Source organism: Ruegeria sp. CH6, assembly GCF_056537005.1.
The window spans coordinates 1-24,815 of record NZ_JBQFQS010000023.1 but is presented as its reverse complement, the minus strand read 5'-3'; the positions used below and the strand labels follow the sequence as shown (position 1 = coordinate 24,815).

At 53.8% G+C, this 24,815-nt stretch carries 22 protein-coding genes, 1 tRNA gene and 1 pseudogene; 16 read left to right on the top strand and 8 right to left on the bottom strand.

Features of this window, described 5'->3' with window-relative positions:
• Positions 1–235 precede the first annotated feature (235 nt).
• The 9 genes from ACR0CW_RS22145 to ACR0CW_RS22105 all read left to right on the top strand — a co-directional run bounded on the left by ACR0CW_RS22145 (position 236) and on the right by ACR0CW_RS22105 (position 13,509).
• The gene (locus tag ACR0CW_RS22145) at positions 236–5,638 is read left to right on the top strand and encodes a DUF637 domain-containing protein (protein ID WP_480789457.1); all 5,403 of its coding nucleotides are present in this window, start codon (positions 236–238) and stop codon (positions 5,636–5,638) included.
• Positions 5,639–5,640: 2 nt separating this feature from the next.
• Positions 5,641–5,940, top strand: coding sequence for a hypothetical protein (locus ACR0CW_RS22140; protein WP_480789456.1), 300 nt, complete (start codon positions 5,641–5,643; stop codon positions 5,938–5,940).
• A gap of 362 nt (positions 5,941–6,302) precedes the next feature.
• Positions 6,303–6,635 carry a hypothetical protein gene (locus ACR0CW_RS22135; protein WP_480789455.1) on the top strand — a complete coding sequence of 111 codons (333 nt, stop codon included), beginning with the start codon at positions 6,303–6,305 and terminating at the stop codon, positions 6,633–6,635.
• A gap of 70 nt (positions 6,636–6,705) precedes the next feature.
• Positions 6,706–7,050: a hypothetical protein gene (locus ACR0CW_RS22130; protein ID WP_480789454.1), complete on the top strand. Its 345-nt coding sequence runs from the start codon at positions 6,706–6,708 to the stop codon at positions 7,048–7,050.
• 324 nt (positions 7,051–7,374) lie between these two features.
• Positions 7,375–7,635, top strand: a complete 261-nt coding sequence (locus tag ACR0CW_RS22125; RefSeq protein WP_480789453.1) for an Imm63 family immunity protein — start codon at positions 7,375–7,377, stop codon at positions 7,633–7,635.
• Positions 7,628–7,855 carry a DUF7660 family protein gene (locus tag ACR0CW_RS22120; RefSeq protein ID WP_480742168.1) on the top strand — a complete coding sequence of 76 codons (228 nt, stop codon included), beginning with the start codon at positions 7,628–7,630 and terminating at the stop codon, positions 7,853–7,855. Before ACR0CW_RS22125 ends, ACR0CW_RS22120 begins: the two co-directional genes overlap by 8 nt.
• Positions 7,856–7,946: 91 nt before the next feature.
• Positions 7,947–8,714: a hypothetical protein gene (locus ACR0CW_RS22115; protein ID WP_480789452.1), complete on the top strand. Its 768-nt coding sequence runs from the start codon at positions 7,947–7,949 to the stop codon at positions 8,712–8,714.
• Between the two features lie 538 nt (positions 8,715–9,252).
• Entirely contained in the window at positions 9,253–10,389 is a 1,137-nt protein-coding gene (locus ACR0CW_RS22110; RefSeq protein ID WP_480789451.1) for an efflux RND transporter periplasmic adaptor subunit, read from the top strand.
• Positions 10,390–13,509 (top strand): efflux RND transporter permease subunit, encoded by a 3,120-nt coding sequence (locus ACR0CW_RS22105; protein ID WP_480789450.1) that lies wholly within the window; start codon positions 10,390–10,392, stop codon positions 13,507–13,509. It begins immediately after the preceding gene.
• 34 nt (positions 13,510–13,543) lie between these two features.
• Here ACR0CW_RS22105 and ACR0CW_RS22100 read toward each other — a convergent pair whose 3' ends face one another.
• Together ACR0CW_RS22100 and ACR0CW_RS22095 are read right to left on the bottom strand one after the other, a co-directional pair.
• Positions 13,544–14,299, bottom strand: coding sequence for an isochorismatase family protein (locus ACR0CW_RS22100; protein ID WP_480789449.1), 756 nt, complete (start codon positions 14,297–14,299; stop codon positions 13,544–13,546).
• 27 nt (positions 14,300–14,326) lie between these two features.
• A complete protein-coding gene (locus ACR0CW_RS22095) occupies positions 14,327–14,758 on the bottom strand; it encodes a VOC family protein (protein ID WP_480789448.1) in 432 nt (143 codons plus the stop codon).
• A gap of 85 nt (positions 14,759–14,843) precedes the next feature.
• Between ACR0CW_RS22095 and ACR0CW_RS22090 the strand changes: the two genes are divergently transcribed.
• A complete protein-coding gene (locus ACR0CW_RS22090) occupies positions 14,844–15,740 on the top strand; it encodes a LysR family transcriptional regulator (protein WP_480789447.1) in 897 nt (298 codons plus the stop codon).
• A 114-nt stretch (positions 15,741–15,854) separates the two neighbouring features.
• On the opposite strand, the gene ACR0CW_RS22085 is transcribed toward ACR0CW_RS22090, so the two are convergent.
• The 3 genes from ACR0CW_RS22085 to ACR0CW_RS22075 are packed head-to-tail and all read right to left on the bottom strand — an operon-like array spanning position 15,855 to position 18,318.
• The gene (locus ACR0CW_RS22085; protein WP_480789446.1) at positions 15,855–16,493 is read right to left on the bottom strand and encodes an MBL fold metallo-hydrolase; all 639 of its coding nucleotides are present in this window, start codon (positions 16,491–16,493) and stop codon (positions 15,855–15,857) included.
• Between the two features lie 4 nt (positions 16,494–16,497).
• Positions 16,498–17,919, bottom strand: a complete 1,422-nt coding sequence (locus ACR0CW_RS22080; RefSeq protein WP_480789445.1) for an MFS transporter — start codon at positions 17,917–17,919, stop codon at positions 16,498–16,500.
• A 27-nt stretch (positions 17,920–17,946) separates the two neighbouring features.
• Entirely contained in the window at positions 17,947–18,318 is a 372-nt protein-coding gene (locus ACR0CW_RS22075; protein ID WP_480789444.1) for a DUF1330 domain-containing protein, read from the bottom strand.
• Between the two features lie 102 nt (positions 18,319–18,420).
• Here ACR0CW_RS22075 and soxR point away from each other — a divergent pair, with 102 nt between their 5' ends.
• Together soxR and ACR0CW_RS22065 are read left to right on the top strand one after the other, a co-directional pair.
• Positions 18,421–18,894 carry a redox-sensitive transcriptional activator SoxR gene (gene soxR / locus ACR0CW_RS22070; RefSeq protein ID WP_155149087.1) on the top strand — a complete coding sequence of 158 codons (474 nt, stop codon included), beginning with the start codon at positions 18,421–18,423 and terminating at the stop codon, positions 18,892–18,894.
• A 392-nt stretch (positions 18,895–19,286) separates the two neighbouring features.
• Positions 19,287–19,934: a glycine-rich domain-containing protein gene (locus ACR0CW_RS22065; protein ID WP_480789443.1), complete on the top strand. Its 648-nt coding sequence runs from the start codon at positions 19,287–19,289 to the stop codon at positions 19,932–19,934.
• 319 nt (positions 19,935–20,253) lie between these two features.
• Here the strand turns inward: ACR0CW_RS22065 and ACR0CW_RS22060 are convergent.
• Positions 20,254–20,329 (bottom strand) — tRNA-Ala (locus ACR0CW_RS22060).
• A gap of 143 nt (positions 20,330–20,472) precedes the next feature.
• Positions 20,473–20,799, bottom strand: a complete 327-nt coding sequence (locus ACR0CW_RS22055; protein ID WP_155149090.1) for a TIGR02300 family protein — start codon at positions 20,797–20,799, stop codon at positions 20,473–20,475.
• Between the two features lie 100 nt (positions 20,800–20,899).
• Between ACR0CW_RS22055 and ACR0CW_RS22050 the strand changes: the two genes are divergently transcribed.
• The 3 genes from ACR0CW_RS22050 (at position 20,900) to ACR0CW_RS22040 (ending at position 23,529) form a co-directional block, all read left to right on the top strand.
• Complete coding sequence (locus ACR0CW_RS22050) at positions 20,900–21,592, top strand: M48 family metallopeptidase (protein ID WP_480789442.1); 693 nt, start codon at positions 20,900–20,902, stop codon at positions 21,590–21,592.
• Positions 21,593–21,627: 35 nt separating this feature from the next.
• On the top strand, positions 21,628–22,275 hold the full coding sequence (locus ACR0CW_RS22045) for a GntR family transcriptional regulator (protein WP_155149093.1): 648 nt from the start codon (positions 21,628–21,630) through the stop codon (positions 22,273–22,275).
• 123 nt (positions 22,276–22,398) lie between these two features.
• The gene (locus tag ACR0CW_RS22040) at positions 22,399–23,529 is read left to right on the top strand and encodes a lytic murein transglycosylase (protein WP_480789441.1); all 1,131 of its coding nucleotides are present in this window, start codon (positions 22,399–22,401) and stop codon (positions 23,527–23,529) included.
• A gap of 4 nt (positions 23,530–23,533) precedes the next feature.
• On the opposite strand, the gene ACR0CW_RS22035 is transcribed toward ACR0CW_RS22040, so the two are convergent.
• Entirely contained in the window at positions 23,534–24,496 is a 963-nt protein-coding gene (locus ACR0CW_RS22035; protein WP_170334013.1) for an acetyl-CoA carboxylase carboxyltransferase subunit alpha, read from the bottom strand.
• A gap of 124 nt (positions 24,497–24,620) precedes the next feature.
• Between ACR0CW_RS22035 and ACR0CW_RS22030 the strand changes: the two are divergent.
• Positions 24,621–24,728 (top strand): annotated as a pseudogene (locus ACR0CW_RS22030) (AraC family transcriptional regulator); the annotation flags it as partial.
• Positions 24,729–24,815 lie beyond the last annotated feature (87 nt).

The window sequence follows — 24,815 nt, the reverse complement described above, 5'->3', positions numbered from 1 at the left end:
CGCAGTCTGCGACATGTTCACCCCAGACGAGTGCTACAACTTCTTCCAGGCCGCAGGATATGAAACCAATTGAGCCAGACGCGCTCTAGTCGCCGGTAAGGGGCTGACGCTCAAATCCACAGCAGCCGGGATAGCCGTTGAAACAAATGCCGAGATTCTGGCTGAATCCCTGAATGTTGAGGCGCAGACTCGTATTGATTTCGATGGCAAGGCCGCCGTTCTTGAGACAGCTTCTGTGTCGGCGGGAGCCGAGCTGACCACAGGGGCGGATTCAGAGCTGCTGGCCGACAGCGTGGCGCTCACCGGGGAAACTGCGCAGCTATCTGGTGAACTTCGAGCCGTTGATGGGTTGACGATTGAGGCAACGGATGGCGCGGTTGAGCATAGCGGTGTGTCTCGTGGGCAGAACGTCTCGATAATTGGCGACACTGTTGAGACTGGCGATACGTCCCAGATTGCTGCGGTGGATGGCCTCACTGTGACGGCAACTGATCAGATCCTCCTCGAGGGCGAACTCGCCTCGGGGGCAGAGCTTGCAATCACATCGACCGGCGCGTCGGTAACCATCAAGGATGGCGCCGAACTGGTGGCGGATTCGCTCGATGTAGACGCTCAGACCCAAGTCGCGCTTAACGGACGTGCTGCGGTTCAGAACCGAGCCGAACTCAACGCCGGAGCCTCACTCACAACCGGAGACGCATCCGAGATTGTGGCCGGATCCATTGCTTTCTCCGGGACTAGGGCTCAGATCGCCGGACAAGCCGAAGCACAAGACAGTGTTTCCATCGAAGCTCGTGATGGCATTTTGGAGCATTCGGGCAGATCTCGTGGGCGGTCAGTCACCCTGTCCGGTGATCGTTTGCAAACCGGAGATAGCTCGCAAATTGCAGCCATTGCAGATTTGCAGGTAACAGCAACGGATCGGGCGGTCATTGATGGCACCATGATTGCAGGTCAACGGGCCGATCTCTCCGTGACAGCTGGAGATCTTGATCTTCAAGGGCAGATAAACGCCCGCAACACCAATATTACAACCTCCGGACAGACCAGCCTGGGTGCAGACGCGCTGGTGGTGGGGCAGTCGGTACTGGAGCTGCAATCCGGGTCGTTGAATGGAGGGCTTAGAGCTTCGCATTTCGATCAGTTGCGCGCTGGCGATGGTCTTGCGGTCACGTTGGAAACCGGTGGGCTTACTGTCGCCGCGTCAGAAAGGGTTGAGTTCGATGGAGATCTTCTGCTCGATCTCGAAGGTGACCTGGAGAACCGGGGTACGATCAAAGCGAGTGGTAATCTTCAACTGCGCAGTGGGTCTGATCTGAACAACCGCGGTGGTTTGTTGAAGTCCGGCGAGACAATGCAACTGGTTGCACGAGATGGTACGGTGCTGAACCAGTCTGGGCGTATTGAAGCAGATGGTGGCTTGGCCATCGAGGCGGAAACGTTTGTCAATCGTTTCGACAGTATTGTGACGGAACCCTCACAATCGGGTGTCGAGATATTTGCAGGGACTCCAGACAACAAAACACGTAGCCGAAGGGTCTCGACTAATCCAGCGGATCTGGAGCTAGGCAGCTGTTTTACGAGCAGCAGATCGAATGGAGGCGCGGACAGAGCGAGCAGCTGCGCAACAATCTACAGTTTTGATGGCGTCTACTCGAACCAGGGCGGCGTCACGTGGAGCACTGGCACCTCAGTTGCAGCCTCCGGGGCAAAACCTGAAATCCTGTCTGGCGCGGGCATCGCCATTCAGGCCGGCACTGTGCGCAACGACGCGGGTCTGATTTCTGCTGAAGGCGGGATCGACGTTCAAAGCTCTAGTTTTGCAAACAATGGGTATCAGGACACAAGGGTCACGCACACGGCGACATATACAAGAAACCTGACCATCGAGATCAACGAGGGCAGCGGTGGTAGTGACGCGGCCTTCACCACGCGCACCGAAAGAGTAACGTATTCCCCGATCTCCCGCGAAACCTCTAACGGAGCAACGTCTGAGATCGGCCAAGTGCTGGCTGGTGGAGCTGTCAACATCAACAGCGCGTCAGTAGTGGCGAACGGAGATATTCGATCCGGAACTGCTAGTGTTGTTCCTCCGCGGGAAAACTCCAACGTAACCCAGGCGCCTCTGCCTGATCTGATCGTTCCGGCTTCATCCCTGACACCAGTTCAGCCGGATGTTCTGGACTTGCCGGCGCTGGCACCGGTTCAACCGGATGTGGTGACCCTCCCGTCTCTTGACCCGGTTCAGCCCAAGCTTCAGACGCTTGCAAACCTGGATGCTTTGATTGGTGAAGGTCGTACCAATTTCGGAACCATGCCGGTTTCCTATGAGGAACTGCTTTCCTCTGATTACTTCCTGGACCGTTTGCAGATTCAGAATGAGCTGTTCCAAAACATCAACCGGCCCACCGAATGGAATGGATATCAAAGCGACGGCGTAAGCTTTGACGGTGAAAACGCAGTCCAAACACCTGGCTCAGAGTTTGTCGGGTTCGGCGACCGGTTCGGCTTGTCCGAAAGCGGAGTGTTGGCATCGCTGGATAAAGCCAATGCATCCGATAGCGGTGATCTGAAGATTACGGCCGGCAGTATCACGGGTTCTGGTGGGTCGCTGATTGCAGAAGGCGGCTCTCTGTCCCTGACGTCGTTCGGCAACATTGAATTTGAAGACACTGAACTTGGTGGCGACCTGGTCAATATCATCACAGGCGGAGATTTCTCCGGTAAAGCGCTGGTGATCAGATCGACTTCTGACACCTCTATATTTGCCGCTGGAAACGTCGTCATCGCAGGATTGGCGCAAACAGAAGAATATTACACAAACACAAGTGTCACCAAGATCACCGAGAACCTTGCCTCGCGCTTTGACGTGGGTGGTGACCTGTCGATCATCTCCTCCGCTGACATGACACTGGCCGGTGTGCAGGCCCAGGTCACAGGGGACACGCGGCTAACAGCGGGTGGCAGTCTCTACCTGCTCACCGAGCAATCCGGCGTGCAATACAGTGAAGGCGATGCGAAGAACGGGACGGATCGCCTGACCCTGACCGCCCAGGTTACGCAACTGTCTACAGGTGGGGACTTCATCGCCAACGCAGGCGGAGACGCGGTATTGGTCGGTACACAGATAGATGCGGGCGGAAAGGCACATCTGGCAGCGGCTGGCGATGTAGTTCTGGCTGCCGCGCAAGACATAGCTAAATCGGAAACCCGCAAAACCAGCAGAGGGTTCCTGTCGAAGAAGAAGGAGACGCGATCTACACTTGCCGTCACCAACCGTGGTGTCGGAATCACAGCAGGTGGTGATATCGATATTGTCGCCGAGACAGGTGACCTGACCACTGCTGGTACAGAACTCGCCAGCGCCTCAGGTGATATCAACCTCACTGCGACTGAGGGCAACATCCTCGTCGGAACCTACACCGATGTGTTTGAAGAGACGCATACCAAAGAGAAGAGTTACCTTGGCGGATTGCTGAGCAAATCCAGCCAGCTGCATACGGTTGACCACATCAACACCGGCACAGATGCTTTGGCAGCGCTCGATCTCAGCATCGTGTCCGGCTCAGACACCACTTTGGTCGGTGCAACGCTGTCAGCTGGCCAAAACCTGAACATCAAAACCGGGGGTGATTTCTCGGTTCAGGCTGCTATCGACAGTCACCGTTCCGAGTTCTTCGAGACCGACATGGGTCTGGTCACTATGACCACGATCACCGAGACCAGCTTTACGGAAACGGCCGTTCTGACCGAATTGCTTGCCGGGCAAGGCATGAGTTTCGAGATAGGCGGTGACGCGCAGCTGGTACTGTATCAAACCGCAGGTGTTGATGCGCCCAACCCACAAGATCTCTACCCGGAGGAACTTCTGGCCATCGACGGTCTGGAGCTGATCAGCCAGGAACTGGCGGATGAGTATTTCTACGAAGAAAAAACTCAGCTCTCGCCCGCGTTCAAGGCGCTCGTTGCGATTGCGGTTGCTGCCTATGTCGCGCCCAATCTCGTGGGGAATTTGCTTCCAGAGCTTACAACTGCCGCAGCAGCAGAGGGCGCCACGGCGCTAACGACAGGTCTCTACAACGGAGCGACCGCCTTCACTTCAACGGCGCTCGTCGAAACGCTGGATGGCGTTGTTGCCGGAGATCTCGATCTGGGCGCGATTCTGGAAGCAGCTGCGTTCTCAGGTGTATCAGCGGGACTCACATCAGGCATCAACCTGAATATCCCCGAACACAGCCCTCTGAATGATGCGTTGATCAATGGGTTCGGAAACGGAGACGTTGCTCAATTGACTATTGGTGGCATTCTGGAAGGTGCCTTGGATGGCGCGATTTCTTCTGGTCTGAGCTCAACCGTCTATGGAACCGATTTTGCGGATGGGTTCTCAGCAAGCTTTGTGCAAACCGTCACCAATCTGGCGCTGGCAGACGCTCAGTTCGAGATTGGTGGGTTGTTCACTGACGCGAATGGCAACCCCATCAACGGCGGCGAAGGCTCGGCAGGTCACATGCTACTTCATGCGCTCGCGGGTTGTGCCGCCGCCGAAGCTACCGGTGCGGACTGTGCGGCGGGCGCGGCAGGTGGAATTGCGCAGAGTATTTTTGTAGGTACGGATCCTGCGCTCGCAGGGCTGTCAGACTATGAGATTCAAAAACGTGCGGAGCTATTTGGTGCGGTGGCGGGCCTGCTGGCATCTGGAGGCAATGCTGAAAACGTAGCTTCTGCGGCGGCCGTGGCGCAATCCGCTGCCTTGAACAACTATCTGTCACACACAGAAGCGTCCTTGCTGGTCGGCAGCAAGCGTGAACTGGAGGATTGTCAGTCTACCGGTGAATGTTCCGATCAGGAAATCGCTGATTTGGAGAAAACAATCACGTACCTTGAAGGGGTAGACCAGCAACGAGACGAACAGCTGCGTGATGCATGTACCGCGAACCAATCCAGCACAGCCTGCGTTTCTGCCGTTAAAGATGCATACGTGAAACTTGGTTTGGTGAATCCATCTACTACCAATCCGTTTGCTGCACTAGAAGGGCCAGATCTTTATAAAAGACTTCAAAATGCAGTTCAAAAGTACGGCGAAGAAGGGCTTGCCGAAGCACCCAATGGCAAACAAAAGCTGGAAGTATGGGCAGAGTTCACGGGCACTGCGGAACTGATTGCAGAATACCCTGAAGCATATGAAGCGGCGCTTGGAGAATTTGTAACAGATCGTGCCATTGACGCGACTTTAGCCGTCGTCGGTGCATTCATTGATGCCAGAATTGGTCAGGGGAAAACCAACTCTGGTATCGACGATAGACAAGATACTGGGCAATCGAATTCCGGTTCTACTACGAAATCAAACGACCCGGTAAGTGTTCCAAGCGGGCCAGATTATTCGCCAACGAATATCGGTGGTCGTGAATACTCAAGCCATGCGCTTAAACGCATGAACGAGCGTGGCCTAACGCCGAGTGTTGTGGAAAACACAGTTGATGACGCGTTTTTAGTCGGCCAAGGCAATCGTCCGAATACTCTTGTGTACTATGATCCAAAGAACAGGGTCCAAGTAGTTACCAATTTCAATGGTGATGTCGTAACAGTTATTCCCGGCAACGCGCCTAAATCTGGCGCTCTCGCACCAATCGGAGATTAGTAATGGAAAGAGATTTTCATCTATCAACACTCTGGCAAAGGGTTGATCAAGCGAAGTCATCCAATCCAACGCTGGTATGCAGTAGCATAGACGACATACGGGCAATTCTGAAGCTGATCAAAGCGGAGGATGAGCACCTGCTCGACCCACTTGAAACGGCGTATGAAGTCGCAGATGTTGCTCTAGGGTTGGGCGAAAATAGGTTAGAAGGCGCTTACCAAAAGCAAGTTCTAAATTTGATTGATGATTTTGAACAAAAGGCAAGGAAACGTTTTCTCAATTCTTCTAATCAGGTGATGTGATGCGACCCTTGCAGTCGTCGGCGGTTTCATTGATGCCAGTATTGGTCAAGGGAAGGCAAACTTAGGCATCAACCACAGGCAGGACACCGTTCAGCCAATTCCAGGCAGGCCGATCGAATTTGATGGCCAGTTCTACACAGCAGATGGTTTCAAGTTTTCGAAATCGTACTATGAATACCTCTACAACAACGAGCACCCTGCACCATTCTTGCAGGCTCGTGAGCTCTTGAACAGCAATCCAAAGGTAATGCCTGATCCTCAAGGAGCGAAAGGGTACTTCCGTTATGAGGGCGCGGGGCTGGAAATGAACTACAACCCGACCACTGGGCAAGTCGGCCATATTCAGCCGCTAAGGTGATTAAATGAACATTAATGATGTGAATGCAACAATGGATGCAGATTTGGAGGAACTCGCACGGGCTAAAGTGAAGGTAAACCATTATCCTGTAGCATATGAGAGCGAGTGCCAATGGTTAATTGATGAGATTGGCACCAGTTCCCGCTCAGATGCGGAGGAATGCTTCGATACGCTTTTCGATATCGCAGGCAGATTGTCGAAAGCGTGGTTTCTGCTCGATATCGAAATAGGATTTTCTTTAAAGGCAGTTGTGCGCGCATTCGAACGTCTTCATGAATCTCATTCCCGCGACTATTGGTACAATCGTTTTCAAGCTGGTGAGCGCTGGCCCAATTAACATCTTTGCCGTCCGCTGTAGGGAAAGCTTAGGCTGCATTGTAAATCCAATTCTGTTTGGGAGCAGGTAGATGAAATTTTGGGAGCTAGTATCTATAAGTAGAAACAACCCAGAATTGTTGGCTGACATCCTTCAGAATGAACGATGGAGCGACTTCAATGACCTTTATAAGTCCTTCCCAACGCTGGTTCGGGAAAGAAGCCGACAGAAATTGGAGACGAAGGTACCACAAGCACTTTGTTGCGAAGTGTTAGGCTCTCTTCCAGGGCAACTCTTTTTGTCCAAATCGGGTGCGGTACGGTCGCAGCGTCAGAACTGCGATGATCACGCATTAGATTATCTTGAGGTATTCCAGAAATTCGGGGGCGGCGCCCTCGAAGAAGTACTGGAAAAAGGGTCAAAACAAGTGTTTTGAGCAGATCAATCGAAGTGATTTAATGCGAAGTGAGAGAGAAAAAGAGCTTTTGGGGCTTCTGGAAAGAATTCAGGCGGAAATCGTCTTGGCAAAACGCGCCACAAATTACAAAGGCTTGGCTAAATCTATCAATATCCTGCAAAATGAGGATAGAAATGGATATGCTAAAATTGGCAATCATCTACTGAATGACTTCAGGATGTTATATGATAACAGACACGATACTGAGACCCTCAACGAGAATTTTGATCGTGCATGCAAACTAGCTGAGAACCTTTCGAAATCGTGAGCGAGAATGCGCGAGGCCAAGAGAGGTGAACTATAGTGGGCGTTTCAATCAATTTCATTCAGCAGAAGGTAAGGGATCTGGCCTCAAAAATTGACGCACCTAAATCGTGCGCTACGGACTTTTCTACGTCGCCGCAGGACGGGCGACCACATATAGAAATACAGGGAAATCAATTTCGGCTTGTCTACGAAGAGCGAGGCAATGTGTTTGCTGAGAAGACCACGCAGAGCCTCGATCAACTTCTGTATTGGATATTTTGCTCGATCACATCGCAATTGGCAAAAGAATATGAATGACATCAAATCTAGCGCGGACTTCGCTGATGCACTTTCGTTCTTGTTGGACGACGAGAGTTTTCCGGCTGAGAATACCGACACACGTAGATTCGTTGAAGCTATGCAGGCTTGGCTGAAGGACGTCGAGGGCAACAATACCTGGTTTGATAAGCCCAGCGATGATTATATCACTTGGTCGGATTTATATAAGCTTTTGCAGGCTGCGTCAGTCTATGAATAGATCATCACGTCTCCAGTTTCGGGCGAGATCGATCTACTTCAGGCACGAGCGATCAGACTTGTAGTTTCTTGATGTTGCTGGGTGAAGATCTATGAATTCTAGTCGATTTGATCGGGCGCTGTGGATTATTGGACGCTGGAAGCAGTTGGATATTTCAGCAATATGGTCTCAGTTTCACTACACAGGTATTCCAGATGAAACATCGGTCTCATTTAGATCGGCTGACATCAATCGGACTTCTATAAGAGCATCCAAAATCGAGGAGATTCTTGACGGTGCTCATGTTCCATCATTTGAGGTGTTGGGAGACGGGTTCAGCTTCAGCTATGGACAAAACGCTGGTCAAAATTACGATCACGTATTCATCAAGTCTAGCTTGGCTGTTTTAACCCCTGAGTTTTGCGACGAATTAATCTCATCAACACTAACGGACAGTTTAAATTTCACGCAGGCGCATTTAGTTGATGAAAACTATCAGTACTATCAGAATATTTGTGATCCGCTTGACTTTAAGGCGCTCGGCCTGTCGATGGAGGGCTTGCCCATGAAATCCAACGGTTTGCCATTCCCACTTGAGCAACAGATTGTAGATACCAGCCAAAATCCTGGCCGCTACCGGCTCTGCCAAAATTATGTAGAAGTTGCTGCAGGATACATGTGGTTTGGAGACAGTTTTTGGAAGCTCATAGGGCGTTCTTCACAATGCGTTCGTGAACGTTTGCCTGCAGAGGTATCTCTAGTACACGCTGAGTGCTGGAAGCTGCGCTCTCAGGTGGGCGTTTTTACCAATAGTTGTACAGCTGAATTGCAAGAAGGCGTACGTTCAGCTCTGTTTGATGACGTTCCGCCAAATGGTTGACGCATGTCAAATGACCAACAAGAGAAGTGAGTAGCGTCGTCCAATACCAAATTTCTGGGAAGATTGTCGTGTTTCAGAGATACTTGGGCAGCGAAAGTCATGGCTGCAGTTCCTATTCGTTCAACTTGTCGCAGTTCTGCGAGAATTTCTTCTGGCTTGCGCTGCGTCGTTCCCGCTCTTTCTCTCAAAGCATCGCGTTGGATCACTTTTGGGCAAGCCTTAAATCTGCTTGGGTGTGTCGTGTGGCTTAGAGACTATACGACGATCGATGGTGGGGGATTTGCTGTGACGCGGCATTGTTCACGAGTTTTAACCTGAACAAAGATCCTGCGGGGTCAATCAAAACGACACTGACCAGAGGCGATACTCTCCCCGCCAAACCCCAGGCCCATTCGCTGAAAATCTTACGCTGGCAATCTTCACGAGAAATCGCGGGCGCACAAGAAACTGTTGTTGGTGATAAAATTGACAAATTAAGTTATCTGTTAGTCAGGGTATTGGTTCTTGGGAGGGGCGAGTGCGCATTGGGCAAGATAAAATGGGAAAATGCTGGAGGGTACGCCATCTTTTGTCATTGTGCCCTCTGTTCCTCATTGGCGGTTGCTACGAGAATGAGCCGGATGAAACAAAAGCCACAGCCCCGAAAGTTGTTGTAGCCCAAGCAACAACGGAAGAGGTGCCACTTTTTCTTGAACTGACCGGGCGTACTGAGTCACCAAACACAGTGTTCGTTCGATCCCGGGTCGATGGTCATGTTGAATCTCGACCGTTTAAAGAGGGCACAGATATCGTCAAAGGCGATACTCTGTTTGTTATCGACCAGCGTCCTTATGCCACTGAACTAAAACGGGTCATGGGTGAACGAGACAAAAACCAGGCCGGCTTTGATTTTGCAACCCGGGAGAAGGAGCGTTTTTCCGCTCTGGCAAGTGACGGGACTGTAGCCGAAGAGCAATTGGACCAGTCGACCACCAACGCAGCCCAAGCCAAGGGTGACCTCGACAGCAGCCAGGGCGCGGTGGACTCGGCTCAGGTCAACCTCGACTACGCTACTGTATCCGCCCCGATTAATGGACGTATCGGACGGGTTTATCAGGATGTAGGCAACATCGTTTCGGCGAACGATACCGTCTTGACTGAACTGGTCCAGATGGATCCGCTTTTCGTCTATGTAAGCCCGAGCGAAACGCAATTTCTGGAGCTGGAAAAATACAGAACGGCAAATCCGGATCTGAAGGTTGAGGTAACGCTGATAGACGGCAGCGTTCACCCGCACACGGGTTCACTCGACTTCTCTGATCCGGGCGTTGATCCAACGACCGGTACGATCGCTGTACGCGCCGTATTTCCCAATCCCGAAAAAACGCTCCGCCCCGGTCAATACGCCAAAGTGGATATCCAGCTAACCGAGCAGTCAGGCCAGATAACTGTACCTTCTGAAGCCATTTCTCAGGATCAAGCCGGTTTCCTTGTATTCGTCGTCGACAAGAACGGTAAAGCCGAAACGCGTCGGGTGACCGTTGGGCGTAACTATGAGGGTCGCCGCATAGTTATGACGGGCCTGAAGGACGGCGAAGAGGTGATCGTACAGGGCCAACAACGTGTCCGCTCTGGCATGGCAGTCGACGTCAAAAAACCATCCGCTGGTTCGGATGCTGACAAGGCTGATGGCTGAATGCTGAGCCGGTTTTTCATCTTCAGACCAGTTTTCGCTTCGGTAATCGCGTTGGTAATCGTAATCGCCGGGCTGATTTCGATCCCTCTGCTTCCCGTCGGTGAGTTCCCGGAAGTGGTACCTCCGACGGTTGTTGTCAGCGCCACGTATACAGGCGGCAGCGCTGAGGTCGTCGAAGAGGCGGTGACCATTCCCCTTGAGGAACAGATCAACGGCGTCGAGGGCATGGTTTACATGGCCTCCACCAGCTCCAATGACGGCACCTCGAACATAACGGTCACTTTCGAGGAAGGTTACGATCTCAGTATCGCTGCCGTGGACACTCAAAACAGAGTATCCACGGCAATGGCTCAACTCCCCGACGAGGTCGTCGCATCTGGCGTGACCGTCACAAAGGAGTCGGTTGACCTGACTATGGGGGTCAACCTTATTTCGCCAAACGGCGAGTTCGACGAACTGTTCATTTCCAATTACGCAGACATCCACATCACAGATCGCCTCAAGCGTATCCCCGGAGTTGGCACGGTTATGGTTTGGGGGGAACGGGTCTATGCTATGCGGATCTGGCTTGATCCTGAAAAAATGGCGAGCCTCGGCCTGACCACGTCTGACGTTTATGACGCGATCACAGAGCAAAATCAGCAGGTCGCTGCCGGTGCATTGGGTGCGCCACCGAACGGTGCAACTCAGAAATTCCAGCTGACACTGACTGCAAAGGGAAGGCTGCAAAGCAAGGAAGAGTTTGAAAACATAGTTTTGGGCATTGGCGATGATAGTTCCGTCATAAGGCTCAAGGACATTGCACGCGTGGAACTGGGTGCCGAAGACTATTCGTTCAGTTCAACTCTCGACAGCAGTCCGACGGTGGGTCTTGGCGTTATGCAACTGCCGGGAGCCAACGCACTACAGCTGGCATCGCAGGTTCGCGAAACCATGGCGGAGCTGTCACAGGATTTCCCCGAGGGCCTTGAATACACGGTTATCTACGACACGACGAATTTTGATCGCGAAGCTATTCGGGATGTTCTTTTTACGCTTGGACAGGCGATCCTTCTGGTTGTTTTTGTCATCGTTGTTTTTCTACCCAATCTGAGGGCGGCACTTATTCCGGTGATAACAATTCCGGTCTGTCTGATCGGCACTTTCGCTTTGATGCTGGCCTTGGGCTTTTCCATCAATCTGCTGACGCTGTTTGGTCTGGTGCTGGCGGTCGGTCTGGTTGTCGATGACGCAATTGTCGTGGTCGAGAATGTATCGAGGCACATTGAGAACGGTGAAACAGATCCAAAGGTAGCAGCGCGCCGCGCAATGGACGAAGTCACCAGCCCGATTGTGGCCACATCACTGGTTCTCATGGCGGTCTTCATTCCCGTTGCTTTGATGCCTGGCCTGACAGGAAAACTCTACCAGCAATTCGCCCTTACGATTGCGTCAGCTGTTGCGATTTCAGCAATTAACGCCCTGACACTCAGCCCAGCACTGTGTGGGTTACTTCTGGGCGGTGCGCGACCGAAAGCCAAGATAATCCAGAAATTCGATACTGGTTTCGCTTGGTTCACGCGTCGTTACGAGGCGGTAGTTGGCTGGTTCATCCGGGTTTGGCAACCAGTCGCACTGGGGTTCGCTGCTTTATTGGCGGGAACTGTTTATATGTTCACCGTTGTGCCCGCGGGTTTTATCCCAAACGAAGATCAGGGCTATTTCATCATCAGCCTTGAAGCGCCGGAGGGCACGGCGCTGGGTCAGACCCAGAAGGTTGTCGATGAGGCTTACGAAATTCTGCATGATCTCCCGGGCGTCAAAGGTGTCATTACTTTCACCGGCTTCAGCATTTTGACCAACACGTCTGCCCCCAATCAGGGCAACCTGTTCGCAATTCTCGAACCCTGGGACAAGAGAAAGGGTTCCGGTGAAAGCGTCACTGAACTCATGGCCAAAGCGCAGGCCAAGTTCGACGAGCTTCCGGGTGGAATTCTTACAACACTGAACCCTCCCCCTATCTTTGGCCTTTCGCCAACCGGGGGGTTCCAGTTCGAACTGCAGGATACAAGCGGTGGCTCGCTTCAGGATCTGGAGCAGGTGACCCGGGAAATGGTTTCTTCTGGAAATGCCCGACCTGAGTTGTCTGGCCTGTTCAGCCCGTTTTCAGCGAGCACACCGCAACTCCATATCGAACTTGATCGTACCAAAGCACTGACCGAGGGAATTTCGATCGGCGATGTTTTTGATGCATTGCAGACATTTTTAGGAGGCGTGTACGTCAACGATTTCAACATCTACGGCAGAGTGTACAAGGTCTATCTGCAGGCCGACGTCGATGCTCGGCAAGCCGAAGAAGATATTGGCCGACTTTATGTGCGCAACGACCAAGGTAGTATGGTTCCACTAAGTGCTTTGGTGAAGCTTCAGCCTCAGATCGGCGCACGCACGATCAACCACTATAACTTGTTCCGCTCGACCAGCATCAATGGTGCCGCAGGAGCAGGGCACAGTTCCAGTCAGGCTATCGCGGCTATGGATACCTTGGCGAATCAAACGCTTCCACGAGGTTATACCTATGAGTGGACTGGCAATGCGTATCAGGAAATTAAGGCGGGGAATGTGGCTCCGATCCTCTTCGCATTGGCGGTTGTCTTTGCCTTCCTGTTTCTGGCCGCTCAGTACGAGAGTTTCGTCATGCCCTTTATGGTATTGTTGGCGGTTCCACTCGCGATATTCGGTGCCCTCGTCGCTCAGTGGTTCCGCGGCTATGACAACAATATCTACTGCCAGATTGGGTTGGTCATGCTGATCGGTCTCGCAAGCAAGGGAGCCATCCTTATTGTCGAGTTCGCACGACGTCGACGCCAGGAGGGGCTTTCCATTGAGGAGTCGGCAATGGAGGCAGCGCGTATCCGAATTCGGCCATTGTTGATGACTGCATTCGCTTTCATTCTGGGCGTTGTACCACTGGTAATAGCCAGCGGTGCCGGGTCTGCAGCGCGCAGGTCTCTTGGAACGGCTGTCTTTGGCGGGATGATTGTCGCTACAATCCTTAGCCTCGTGCTTGTTCCGGTATTGTACGTGGTCATCGAGCGGTTGCGAGAGCGTCTAACAAAAAATTCTACGATCACCGGTTGAGGCCCCTGAGCGAAGCCTCTGACCGACGTTGGGTTTACCAGGTTGAATCCGGATCGACTTTGAACAGATGTTCCATGAACACGCGGGTAACCGCCTGCAACTTGTCAGCACGCGCATGGTCGCGTTGCAACTCTGCCGGGACCACGTTCCATGTGATCGGTTCGACCCCTGCCTCGATCATGCGGCGCATTCCGTTCTCGTGGCTGAGCTGAGTGATTGAGCCTACAGTGTCCTCCGGCACATAGACCTCATATCCGGCAAGTTCGGCCTCAATGGCGGGATAGGCAAGACAGACATCTGTCCAAAGACCGCCCATGATCAGCTTCTTTCGGCCCGTTGCTTCAACCGCAGCTACAAACTCTGGCTCTTCCCAGGCGTTCACGTTGGTCCGGTCAACAAATACCGCGTTTGGAGCCAGTTCGCTCAGTTCTTCGATCATCGGATCATAACCGTTCAGGCCCACGGCGACATGGCTGAAGATGATCGGAATATCATAAATCACGGCGGTTTTGATCAGTCCCGTGGTGTTGTTGATCAGCTCTTCATGGTCGATGTTCTTCACCCCGGCCAAAATTGGTGGCTGGTAGTCGATGAGGATCAGCGCCGAGTTGGTAGGCGACAGAAACGGGTCTTCGTCGGCGGCACGGACCGGTGTGCCCTGATAGCCTTCCGGATAGCTAGCTACTCCATCCACTGTATTGATCATCGGGGTCTCCGCCCATACCGGCAGCGCTGTGGCGGTGATGGTCAGGCTCAAGGCTGCGGTGATCGGTTTTAGGAAAGTGATCATTAGAATGTCTCCATTGGCGGTTGGAATTCAGTTGTGCACGTGCTCGGCGATCAGCTGCGCGACAGAAGGACCAGGGCCGACAAGCTCCAACACATTGCGATCCGGATCGCGGATGAAGATGGTTTTGGTCCCGCGAAATTCGCGACGGCCCGTAATGGTGATGCCTTTCTCGGTGACAAAGGCTTCGGTTGCTTCTGCGTCCTTCACTTTGACAGCAAGGTGAGTGATGCCCGGATATTTCTCGAGCTCGTCCATCAGGATATTTGCGCCCGCCTTTGCCGTTGCCGGTCCCAGCAGGTTTATATTGATCCCCGAAGGATGCAGCATCACCAGCGGATGGCCTTTGTCATAGCCACCGTCTGCGATCAGTTCGAATCCAAGCAGTTCATAAAAGGCGACGGAAGCATCACGGTTGCTGATACGGATGCCAATGTGATCGAAGTTTCTGATGTCCAACATGGTTTGGCCTTTCCTTTGCTTGCAACAAAGGTAGCTATGCCTGTAATGAACTTTAATAGCTTGGATGGAACGGCATTTATTCCATATGGGTCATAATAAGGGTCTATTCGACGGCATGGTTCTGTTCTGCACAGTGGTAGAGCAGGAAGGTATGAGTGCGGGCGCCAAGCTATTGGGTCATACGCCCAGCCACGTCAGCAAAGAGATCGCCCGGCTTGAAGCACGTCTGGGTACTCGACTCCTGAACCGGACAACACGCCGGATCAGTCTGACGGAATCCGGGCGCATATACTATGAAAACGCGCGGCGGATTGTGGATGACACCCGTGCGGTGCAGAACCGGTTGCATTCGGTCGGCGACCGGCCCTTTGGGGAGCTGCGGATGAGCGTACCTGTGGTTTTCGCGCATGGGTGGTTGAATGGCTGGTTGCCCGAATTCCTTGAGCGATACCCCGAGGTTGATCTGAACATCGACGTATCCGAACGCCGCGCCGACATGATCGGTGAAGGCATCGACTTACTGGTGCGCATCGGTGATCTGCCCCCGTCTGACCTGATCGCCCGCGAGATATTTCGCACACAGGGTCTGACAGTGGCTTCGCGTTCCTATCTGAAGCGATACGGCACACCACTTCACCCTGATGACCTAAAAGGGCATCAACTTATTGATTTTTCGTTTCACGGGGTCACCCAAAACTGGACCTACCCGGGACCAGATGGAGAGGTGATTACAGTGCCAATCGCACCACGTATTCGATGCAATGATGGCCACACTGAAAAGGCGCTGGCCCTTGCCGGTCTTGGGATCACCCGTCTGCCGGAGCTTTCCTGTCAGGCAGAACTGGATGCCGGAAATCTTGTTGCGATTTTGCCCGACTTCCGCGCGCCCCCGATCGGGGTCAACGTGATCTATGCCAGCCGCGATAACCTGCCCGCCAAAACCCGTGCCATGATCGATTTTCTGGTCGAAAAGAGCGGCTGAGCTCAGGTCCTGCAGATGTCCAACCCTTATGTTGGGTGGCATGTGGACCTGAACACTCCTTTTGATTTGGCACGTTATGAGTTTCCGGAATAAACGGTGCTGCCTGTTCCTAATTCACTGCAAAGACAAGATGGCTGCATCCAATGCGGCATGCCAGTCGCTCTTGGTCAGTTCAGTTATTTGGTAGTTCCCGATGGCGACACTGGGGATGATAACATCGGCTTGGACGGCTTTGAGTTGTTCGAGTGTTTTTATCAACGTTTTCCTGTTCCCCCCGTGGCTTTCCATGACCAAAGCTCTCCACTCGCCGTTATCAGGGTACAAAGTGTCACCAACAAAGAGATACGTCTTACCGTGCGGTGAAACGTACCTATAGCTGATGTTGTTATCCGTATGCCCCGGCGTGTAGATCGCCTCCAACCCGCCGTTGAGTTTGACGCGACTTTCCGTTTGAATCGTTTGGTCCAGCTTCAGGCCCTTTGGGAAGTACTGCTGCATTCTGGCGTGTCCAACCAAAGGCGCACCGAGTGTAGATTTCGCGTCGGCCAACCCGTCAGTGATCTCATGATTATGGCTGAGGTACAGGTGATCGACATTTCCGAATGCCTTGATGGCGTGCAGTGTCGATGGTTCCTCAGCAACATAGATCATATCTCGCCCTGCAGGATGCTGAAGGAGAAAGGCGTGGGACTTCAATGTCCCAAAGCGCAGTTCAAGCGGTGTTTGCCACAGGTCCGGGAATAGTTGTTCCATCCTGCTACTCTTTCTGTCCGGCAATCAGGGTGCGGCTGGCAAGAACGGCAACCCCGGCGACCAAACCGAATGTCACGAACAGCCAGATTGCAGAATTTGCTATGGTCGATTGGTTCCCGGCGTCGTTGAACCCGGTGAAATTGCCAACCAGACCTGCCGCGGCAGTCCCAAACGCGACTGCAAACATCTGCACCGTGGACAGGGCAGACGCGGCCATGTCCCGCTCTTTCTCATCCGTGAATTGCAGTATGAATGTATTGAGATGAGGCCAGCCAACGCCGATGCCAACACCCAGTACAATCAAGGCGATTGACAGCAGTGACGTCATGGCTGGTCCTGCATTTCCAAACATTGGTGTGGCTGCGCCAAGCACCACACACGCAATCATCATCAGGATTGGACCTGCGAGAACCGCTTGGTGCATTTTTCGACCCGTGAAGCGTGCGGAATAAACCTCCGACGCTGCCCATCCAATGGAAACCAACGCGGCCACATAACCTGCCATCAGCGGGCTTAACCCATGCAGCCGCTGCAGATAAAACGGCATGAAAAACTCGGCATTGATGCAGAAAATCAAAAGAGCCATGACCGACAATGCCAGAAACAGCGGTGTTCCCGGGACGGTCGCACCACGAGGGAACAGCCGCACGGTTTTGATTTGTTCGCGGCGCATCAGCGATAACAAAAGCAAGGTAGAAACCAGCACGGCCGCAACGGCCCATGTGATAGAGGGTGCGATGCTTCCGAGTGAGATCGCCAACACCGAGCCTGCAAGCAGTACCAATTGCCCGAACGCAAGTGGTTCGGTCGGCCTATGATCCTGCGGACTTCGAGGAAGCAGTATTAAGGTCAGGGCGACAAACAAGGCGGTAATCGGCAGCATGATCCCGAACCCCATACGCCACATGCCAAACTCGGCGAAGATCCCTCCGATGGCTGGACCAAACAGCATTGTGATCCCCCATGTCCCTGACAAAAGCGCCATCGCCCGGGACCACAGGCGTTCCGGATAGACGATGATGATCATGGAATAGCAGAGCGTGAACAGCATCCCGCCGCCCGCGCCCTGAATGACCCGCCCCACCAGCAAAACCGGCATGCTCCACGCCAATGCGGCAAGCAGGCTGCCTGTTGCAAAGACAATCCCGGCCATCCCAAACCCAAGGCGAACACCCGTGCGCCTTAACAATTTCCCGGTGACTGCCGCGCTGAGGATTGCGGCAAGCGTCGCGAGTGTGGCGTTCCAGGCGTAAAGACTGTGTCCGCCAATTTCTGCCACGATGGAAGGCAGCATCGTAGCGGAAAGGGTAATGTTCACTGCGTGAAGCGCGATGCCAGCCGCAAGGACGGCGGACACTGCTGAGAACTCTCCTCTCAGAATTTCATGCCACCCGGGCTCTGCTTTGTGCTCAACGGCTGTCGTCATGGTTCGCTCCGCGCTCAAAATGGGTGTTCAGTCTTTTTGGACATAGGTGTGATCGGGGTTTTGTGCTGCCCACTCGTCGGCATCGAACCCCTCAACCGCAAACGTAAAATTCGGAGGGATCACATCCGTTCTAAGGTGCTTAACAGCCTGATACTCTTCTGAATTCCAGAAGCCTTGCAGCGCTTCCATCGATGGGAACCGGAACAACGTGAACCGAGCATCATCTTTCCACTCACCCTCAAAAAGATCCATGAATTGCCCGGTCTCGCCCGCGACGATCAACTCACCCCCCCACTTTTCCATGATTGGGTGCGTGGTCTGACCGTAAGGATCAAGAGCACCGTGCCCTTCCGGCATAAATGAACTGGCCACAAGGTAGGCTGGCTTCTGTTTCGGCATATCAATCTCCGTGTCTATTTGCTCGATGATTCGAGCCTCCTATTGCGTTGCTACTTCCTCAACTTAAGTTGAGGTCAAGCGATTGATGACAGGAGTTTCGGGATGAAGCGTCGTGGTGGTCTGACGGTAGGCGAAGTGGCGGAACGCAGCGGTATCGCTGTGTCTGCGGTGCATTTCTATGAGCGAAAAGGGCTGATCGCGTCGGTGCGCAACGATGCCAATCACCGCCGTTATTCTCCAACTGTTTTACGAAAGATCGCTATTATCCAGGTGGCGCAGCGAGTGGGCATACCGCTTCGGGAGATTGCCGAAGCAATGGATTTTCTGCCCCCCGAGGAAAAGGTTACGGTCAAACACTGGGAAAAACTCTCAATCCGGTGGACCGACGATTTGGATGACCGTATCGCACGTTTGCAGCGGTTGAGAGACGGAATGGCTGGCTGTATCGGCTGCGGCTGCTTATCGATGGATACATGCAAGCTCGTCAATCCAGACGACAAGATCGGCGCCAACGGCCCAGGTCCACGATATCTGGAAGAAGATGCGCCAGAGGTGGAAGGCTTTGTTGGCACTTAGCCTGCATTGGTTTGGTTAACGTGGTGACAGTTCTGTTGTCATCAACAACTCATCTTGAAATGCTGGTATTGCTTGTGCGGAGAATGACCACTTTGGTGAAGCTTCGTTGCGGCAAATCCAAGCTTGGCGAACGGCAGTAATTTGGCAGTCTGCCACTGGAAAGAACTACCAGCTTTGGTCACGATAATGCGGCGACACGTTACGGGCCATTGAGCGTTCAAACCAGCGCCTGATCTTCGAGACGATGTGGCTTATTGCGCGAACGAAGCCAGTTTTGCTGTGAACTCGCCTCCTGCCTGTGAGCTACAGGCAGGTTCCCTAAGGTTTCACATATCTGTCACATTCGTGCGCTAGTCAAAAATTGCAAAAAAGAGAAAACATAGGAGGCTCCGATGACCTCTCTCAATACTCAGCTGTGGGAGCTGATTAAAACGCACAAACTGCCTGATGATGCTGCGGGCAAGCCATTCATTGAACAACTTATGGCCGAAAACAGCATCTCTCGCGATACCGCCAATGTGGCGATCGCTGAATATCAAAAGTTTATGTATCTTTGTGCCGCGCGAACAGAGCGCAACGTGCCCTCCAAGGCGGTCGATTTGGTGTGGCATTTACACATGCAGCACAGCCGCGACTATTGGGATGTCTTTTGTAAGAAGCTGGGCAAACCCGTGCACCACAATCCCGGCGGTCAGAGCCCCCAACACTTGGATGATTACAAAGCCACGGTCAAAGCCTATTCGGACCTGTTTGGAACGCCCCCAAAAGGGATTTGGAAGCGGAAAAACAAAGTTGGAACTTTCATGATGCTGATCTTCTTGTTGGTGTTCATATGCATCGGCGCCACTTCCATCGTTCAAAGTGGCGATCTTTTATTTGGAGTGCTTTGGCTGAGCGTACCGCTCGTCTGTTTTGTGACCACACTCAATAGCCTGACCTCCAAAAGTGAACTGACGTTGATTTTTGCAAGTAATGACCCATTTGCAGACGCAGATGCAGGTGACTGTGGTTCGGGCGATGGTGGTGGCTGCGGCGATTGAGTCGCCAGTCGCTCAATCTGGTTCGATTGCTCTGAGCTGCGTCACTGTCGTAGGACAGCAATTTTGTCCCTGATCCGTTCAACCCAAAATCGCGTTCCTATCCGCGCCGCTGCAAGTCAAAGTGCAGTACATCTAGCGCAAGATCGGAAAAAAATTGCAGTTAGAAACTGCGACGATGCGCTTCGATCCAGTTGATACTGCCGGACGGATAAAGAGTGGAAACGGATCATGTGCAGAGCCCGAAAGGTCACGATAGTTGGAAAATGCTAACAACTCCCGAATTACCGGAAGGATTATGTAGAATTTTCCAGAGATTGTTTGGTGGAGCCTAGGGGAGTCGAACCCCTGACCTCTTGCATGCCATGCAAGCGCTCTCCCAACTGAGCTAAGGCCCCATGCAGGTACCGCCTTGGCGGTGGACGGACGTTTAAGAGACGCCGTTGAAGAGCGCAAGTCCAAAAACCAGATTCAGAGAAAAAGTTTTGAACCCGCCATCCGCAGATGCGGACGGGGCGGCAGGGGCCGCCCCGGACCGAAATCAGTTCTCGTCTTCCGACGACATGTCGGTGATGTCATCCAACGAAACATTGTCGTTGCTGTCGTCGTCATCGTCCAGAAGATCATCGTCCAGCTCGACGTCGACATTGTCGTCATCATCCAAAACCAGATCTTCATCCGAGTCTGCGGCGCGCGCTTTTGCCGATGCTGCATCTTCGGCATCAGCAGCAATCATCCGGCTCTTGCCGGTTTCCAGTTCCACGATCTCGCCGGTGTAGGGGCTGATGATCGGATCCTTGTTCAGGTCATAAAACCGTTTGCCTGTTGTTGGGCAAACGCGCTTTACGCCCCATTCTTCCTTGGGCATGTCAAATCCCCTTGATATCAGGTGAGTCGTATAAACGATTCAGGTCACGTGCCACATGCAGCGGGCACTGTCAAAGCCTTTGCGCGAAGGAGAACGTACAATGGGGCGACATGCATTGCCCGGGCAGCCGCCAGTACCGCTGACATTGCGCAAATCGGCGCGGGCGCGGCGTATAAGTCTGAGAATTTCTCAGTTGGATGGCCGCGTTACGCTGACCTACCCGCAGGGAGTTCCTGAATCAGAGGCACTGAGCTTTGCAAAGACCAAAGAAGACTGGATTCGCGAGCATCTGGAGGCGCGCCCTGATGCAGTTGATATCGGGTTTGGTGAGTCGATCCCGATCGAGGGTGTTGTGCGCCGAATTGTCCCTGCAGAGGGTCGTCGGATCTTGTTGAGTCGGGATAATGTCAGTGTCCCTGCAGGAGGTGAGGCGCGCCGCCTCGCGCGTTTCCTGAAGGAGCTGGCGCGTGACCGGCTAATCGGCGCCTGCGATGATTACGCCGCAATGCTGGGGCGGTCCTATTCCAGCCTGACGATGCGAGATACAAGATCCCGCTGGGGGTCGTGCAGTTCGCATGGTGGGTTGATGTTTTCCTGGCGGCTTATCCTCGCCCCGTCCGAGGTTTTGCACTATGTCGCAGCCCATGAGGTTGCGCATCTGGCAGAGATGAACCATTCGCCGGCGTTCTGGGCACAGGTCGAAAGGATTTTTGGCTCCTATTCCGAACCGCGTAGGTGGTTGCGAGAAAACGGGACCGATTTGCATCGCTATCGCTTTGATGCCGGAACCTAGTTGACGCCCCTTAGTTTTGTGATCACATGGAGGCCATGTTGAACGCGCGTCCCACGGATTCACAAACAGCAACTCATGACCGGGTATATCGTGCGCTTCGGTCTCGGATCATGCATGGGGAAATGGCTCCAGGGCAGGCGCTGACCCTTCGGGGGATTGGGAAAGAGTTCGGGGTCTCCATGACCCCGGCACGAGAGGCGGTTCGAAGGTTGGCGGCTGAGGGCGCATTGTTCCTGTCTTCGTCTGGGCGCGTTTCCACCCCTGAACTGACCAACGATAGAATTGAAGAGCTTGCAGCGCTGCGTGCACTGCTTGAAGTGGAGCTGGCCAGCCGTGCCTTGCCACGGGCACATATGGCGCTGATTGACCGGCTGCAGACGATCAACATGACCGTCGCTGAAATGGTGACCAAGCGGGACGCCGTTGGGTATATCCGCTCGAATCTGGATTTTCATCGCACTCTGTATCTGCGTGCGCAGGCGCCAGCGATGCTGGCCATTGCCGAGACTGTCTGGCTGCAATTGGGCCCCACGATGCGCGCGTTGTATGGAAGGTTACGCCGAACCGAGCCTCCTCACTATCACAAGCTGATTATCGCGGCACTCAAAGCCGGAGATGAGCCGGGATTGCGTCTTGCTGTGCGATCGGATGTGACGCAGGGTTTGCGACTGCTGGTGGCCTGAGCGGCTTCTCGCTGACCAGTGATCAGGGATGAATCCAGATCACTGATGATGGATTTGCAAGCTGGTTTGGAAAGCGCGTCTGCGATAGCATGAGGCAAATCACAACAAGAGCAGATTTCAGTTATGATCAATCGACGGACCTTTTCTATCGGACTCGGGTCAACGTTGCTGGCCGCGTGTTCAGGCGGTGGCACGCCCACCAGTGCACCGGCATCGCGGATGCGGGCGGTACCAAACGCTGGTTGGGATGCCTGGGTGGCGAGTTTCAAAGGGCGTGCGGCCTCACAGGGCATTTCGCAATCGACCATAGATCGTGCCTTTCAGGGGGCAGGTTATTTGCCCGATGTGATCGAGCGCGACCGCAATCAGGTCGAGTTCAAGCGCTCGCTCGAGGACTACCTTGCGATTGCGGCGTCGGATGAACGGATCAGCACCGGCAAGCAAATGCTGCAAAAGCACAACGGAACGCTGTCGCAGATCGAGGCCCGGTACGGTGTCGACAAAGAGGTCGTTGTGGCCGTCTGGGGACTGGAAAGCCGTTATGGCGCGCGCCGTGGGGACGTACCGGTTATCTCGGCCACCTCAACCCTGGCCCATGACGGACGGCGAGGCGCATTTTTTGAAAAACAACTGGTGGCCGCGCTGAAGATCATTCAGGAGGGGGATACATCGCCAGCCAACATGACCGGCAGCTGGGCCGGGGCCATGGGGCATACGCAGTTCATCCCGACGTCTTACCTGGCTTACGCCGTGGATTTCACAGGCGACGGTCGTCGGGACATCTGGTCCGAGGACCCGACGGATTCGCTGGCCTCGACCGCCGCTTATCTGGCGCGGGCCGGTTGGGTGCGCGGACAACCCTGGGGCGGCGAGGCGGGCACCGTCTCGGGCACCCCGGTTGCGGTATTGCAACCGCAAACGCCGGGGCCGCGCATAGCGGTGTTCCGCAATTTTCAGGTGATCAAGCGCTACAACAACTCTGACAGTTACGCGATTGGCGTTGGGCATCTGTCTGACCGGATCGCGGGCGGCGCACCATTTCAGGCCTCGTTCGGCCCCGATGCAACCGGGCTGACGCTGGAGGACAGAAAAGAGCTGCAGCGCCGCCTGACATCGGCCGGATACGATACGCAGGGCGCAGATGGCGTCATCGGCAACAACACAAAATCCGCCATCAGCGACTATCAACGTGCCAAAGGTCTGCCGGTAACCGGAGAGCCTTCGGCCGAATTGTTGCGCAGATTAGGTGGCTGACGGCTTACGCCGCCAACCCTTTGGAGCCGATATCCAGAAACTTTTGGCGGCGGTCCTTGACTAGGGCCGCCCCATCCTTGCCTTCCAGTTCTTTCAGCATGGCGGCAATGGCATTGCGCACGGATTCAACCGTTGCATCACGATCCCGATGGGCGCCGCCCTTGGGTTCATCGATGATGTGGTCGCAAACGCCCAACTTGTGCAGGTCTTGGGCAGTCAGGCGCAGCGCCTCGGCGGCTTCGCGCATCTTCTCGGAATCCTTCCACAGGATTGACGCGCAGCCTTCAGGCGAGATCACCGAATAAACCGAATGCTCCAGCATCGCGACGCGGTTGGCTGTTGCGAATGCAACCGCACCACCTGAGCCACCTTCGCCGATAATCACGGACACCAACGGGACACCAATTTTCAGACACATCTCAGTCGAACGAGCGATAGCCTCGGACTGGCCGCGTTCTTCAGCGCCCTTGCCGGGATAGGCACCGGCGGTATCGATCAGTGTGATGACGGGCAGGCCAAACCGACCGGCCATTTCCATTAGGCGCACGGCTTTGCGATAACCTTCAGGACGGGCCATGCCGAAATTGCGTTCGATCCGCGATTTGGTGTCCGATCCCTTTTCATGTCCTATGACCATAACAGGCTGGTCGTTGAAGCGCGCCAACCCACCGATCACGGCCAGATCGTCGGCAAAGTTCCGGTCCCCAGCGAGCGGGGTGAACTCGGTGAACAGGGCCTCGACATAGTCCTTGCAATGGGGGCGTTCCGGATGGCGCGCAACCTGGCATTTCCGCCAGGGCGTCAGATCGCCATACAGCTCGTCCAGCAACTTGGCGGCTTTGGCATCCAGTGCCGCTGCCTCTTCAGAAATATCCATCTCTTCGTTGGCGCGGGCCAGTGCACGCAATTCTTCTGCTTTGCCTTCGATCTCGGCCAGCGGTTTTTCGAAATCCAGATACTGAGTCATGACGCCTCTCAACGCGGAAGTTCCCTGCTATATGACCCGAGGTCGTCCCGGATGCAACTCAGCAAGATTTGTGGATTTGGATTGTGGCACCACCAAGAAGCAAACGGAAAGAAGGATGCCAAAGATGGCAACCAGTTACGAAGATCGGGTTCTGCGCGTGCTGACCCATATCTGCGATCATCTCGATGGAGATCTGTCGCTGGATGTTCTGGCCGATGTTGCGGCGGTGTCCTAGAGCGCGTCTGGCTTTATCAGATTCAGTCTTCCCCAGTTTTCTGATCCGTGATTCCATATCTTTGAGCAGATATGGAGGTAGCAG

What these genes read in the sequence shown, in the direction of transcription:
- ACR0CW_RS22140 (WP_480789456.1), top strand. Translation starts at nt 5,641, where the DNA reads ATGGAAAGAGATTTTCATCTATCAACACTCTGGCAAAGGGTTGATCAA.
- ACR0CW_RS22135 (WP_480789455.1), top strand. Translation starts at nt 6,303, where the DNA reads ATGAACATTAATGATGTGAATGCAACAATGGATGCAGATTTGGAGGAA.
- ACR0CW_RS22130 (WP_480789454.1), top strand. Translation starts at nt 6,706, where the DNA reads ATGAAATTTTGGGAGCTAGTATCTATAAGTAGAAACAACCCAGAATTG.
- ACR0CW_RS22120 (WP_480742168.1), top strand. Translation starts at nt 7,628, where the DNA reads ATGAATGACATCAAATCTAGCGCGGACTTCGCTGATGCACTTTCGTTC.
- ACR0CW_RS22115 (WP_480789452.1), top strand. Translation starts at nt 7,947, where the DNA reads ATGAATTCTAGTCGATTTGATCGGGCGCTGTGGATTATTGGACGCTGG.
- ACR0CW_RS22110 (WP_480789451.1), top strand. Translation starts at nt 9,253, where the DNA reads ATGGGAAAATGCTGGAGGGTACGCCATCTTTTGTCATTGTGCCCTCTG.
- ACR0CW_RS22105 (WP_480789450.1), top strand. Translation starts at nt 10,390, where the DNA reads ATGCTGAGCCGGTTTTTCATCTTCAGACCAGTTTTCGCTTCGGTAATC.
- ACR0CW_RS22100 (WP_480789449.1), bottom strand. Translation starts at nt 14,299, where the DNA reads ATGATCACTTTCCTAAAACCGATCACCGCAGCCTTGAGCCTGACCATC.
- ACR0CW_RS22095 (WP_480789448.1), bottom strand. Translation starts at nt 14,758, where the DNA reads ATGTTGGACATCAGAAACTTCGATCACATTGGCATCCGTATCAGCAAC.
- ACR0CW_RS22090 (WP_480789447.1), top strand. Translation starts at nt 14,844, where the DNA reads ATGGGTCATAATAAGGGTCTATTCGACGGCATGGTTCTGTTCTGCACA.
- ACR0CW_RS22085 (WP_480789446.1), bottom strand. Translation starts at nt 16,493, where the DNA reads ATGGAACAACTATTCCCGGACCTGTGGCAAACACCGCTTGAACTGCGC.
- ACR0CW_RS22080 (WP_480789445.1), bottom strand. Translation starts at nt 17,919, where the DNA reads ATGACGACAGCCGTTGAGCACAAAGCAGAGCCCGGGTGGCATGAAATT.
- ACR0CW_RS22075 (WP_480789444.1), bottom strand. Translation starts at nt 18,318, where the DNA reads ATGCCGAAACAGAAGCCAGCCTACCTTGTGGCCAGTTCATTTATGCCG.
- soxR (WP_155149087.1), top strand. Translation starts at nt 18,421, where the DNA reads ATGAAGCGTCGTGGTGGTCTGACGGTAGGCGAAGTGGCGGAACGCAGC.
- ACR0CW_RS22065 (WP_480789443.1), top strand. Translation starts at nt 19,287, where the DNA reads ATGACCTCTCTCAATACTCAGCTGTGGGAGCTGATTAAAACGCACAAA.
- ACR0CW_RS22055 (WP_155149090.1), bottom strand. Translation starts at nt 20,799, where the DNA reads ATGCCCAAGGAAGAATGGGGCGTAAAGCGCGTTTGCCCAACAACAGGC.
- ACR0CW_RS22050 (WP_480789442.1), top strand. Translation starts at nt 20,900, where the DNA reads ATGGGGCGACATGCATTGCCCGGGCAGCCGCCAGTACCGCTGACATTG.
- ACR0CW_RS22045 (WP_155149093.1), top strand. Translation starts at nt 21,628, where the DNA reads ATGTTGAACGCGCGTCCCACGGATTCACAAACAGCAACTCATGACCGG.
- ACR0CW_RS22040 (WP_480789441.1), top strand. Translation starts at nt 22,399, where the DNA reads ATGATCAATCGACGGACCTTTTCTATCGGACTCGGGTCAACGTTGCTG.
- ACR0CW_RS22035 (WP_170334013.1), bottom strand. Translation starts at nt 24,496, where the DNA reads ATGACTCAGTATCTGGATTTCGAAAAACCGCTGGCCGAGATCGAAGGC.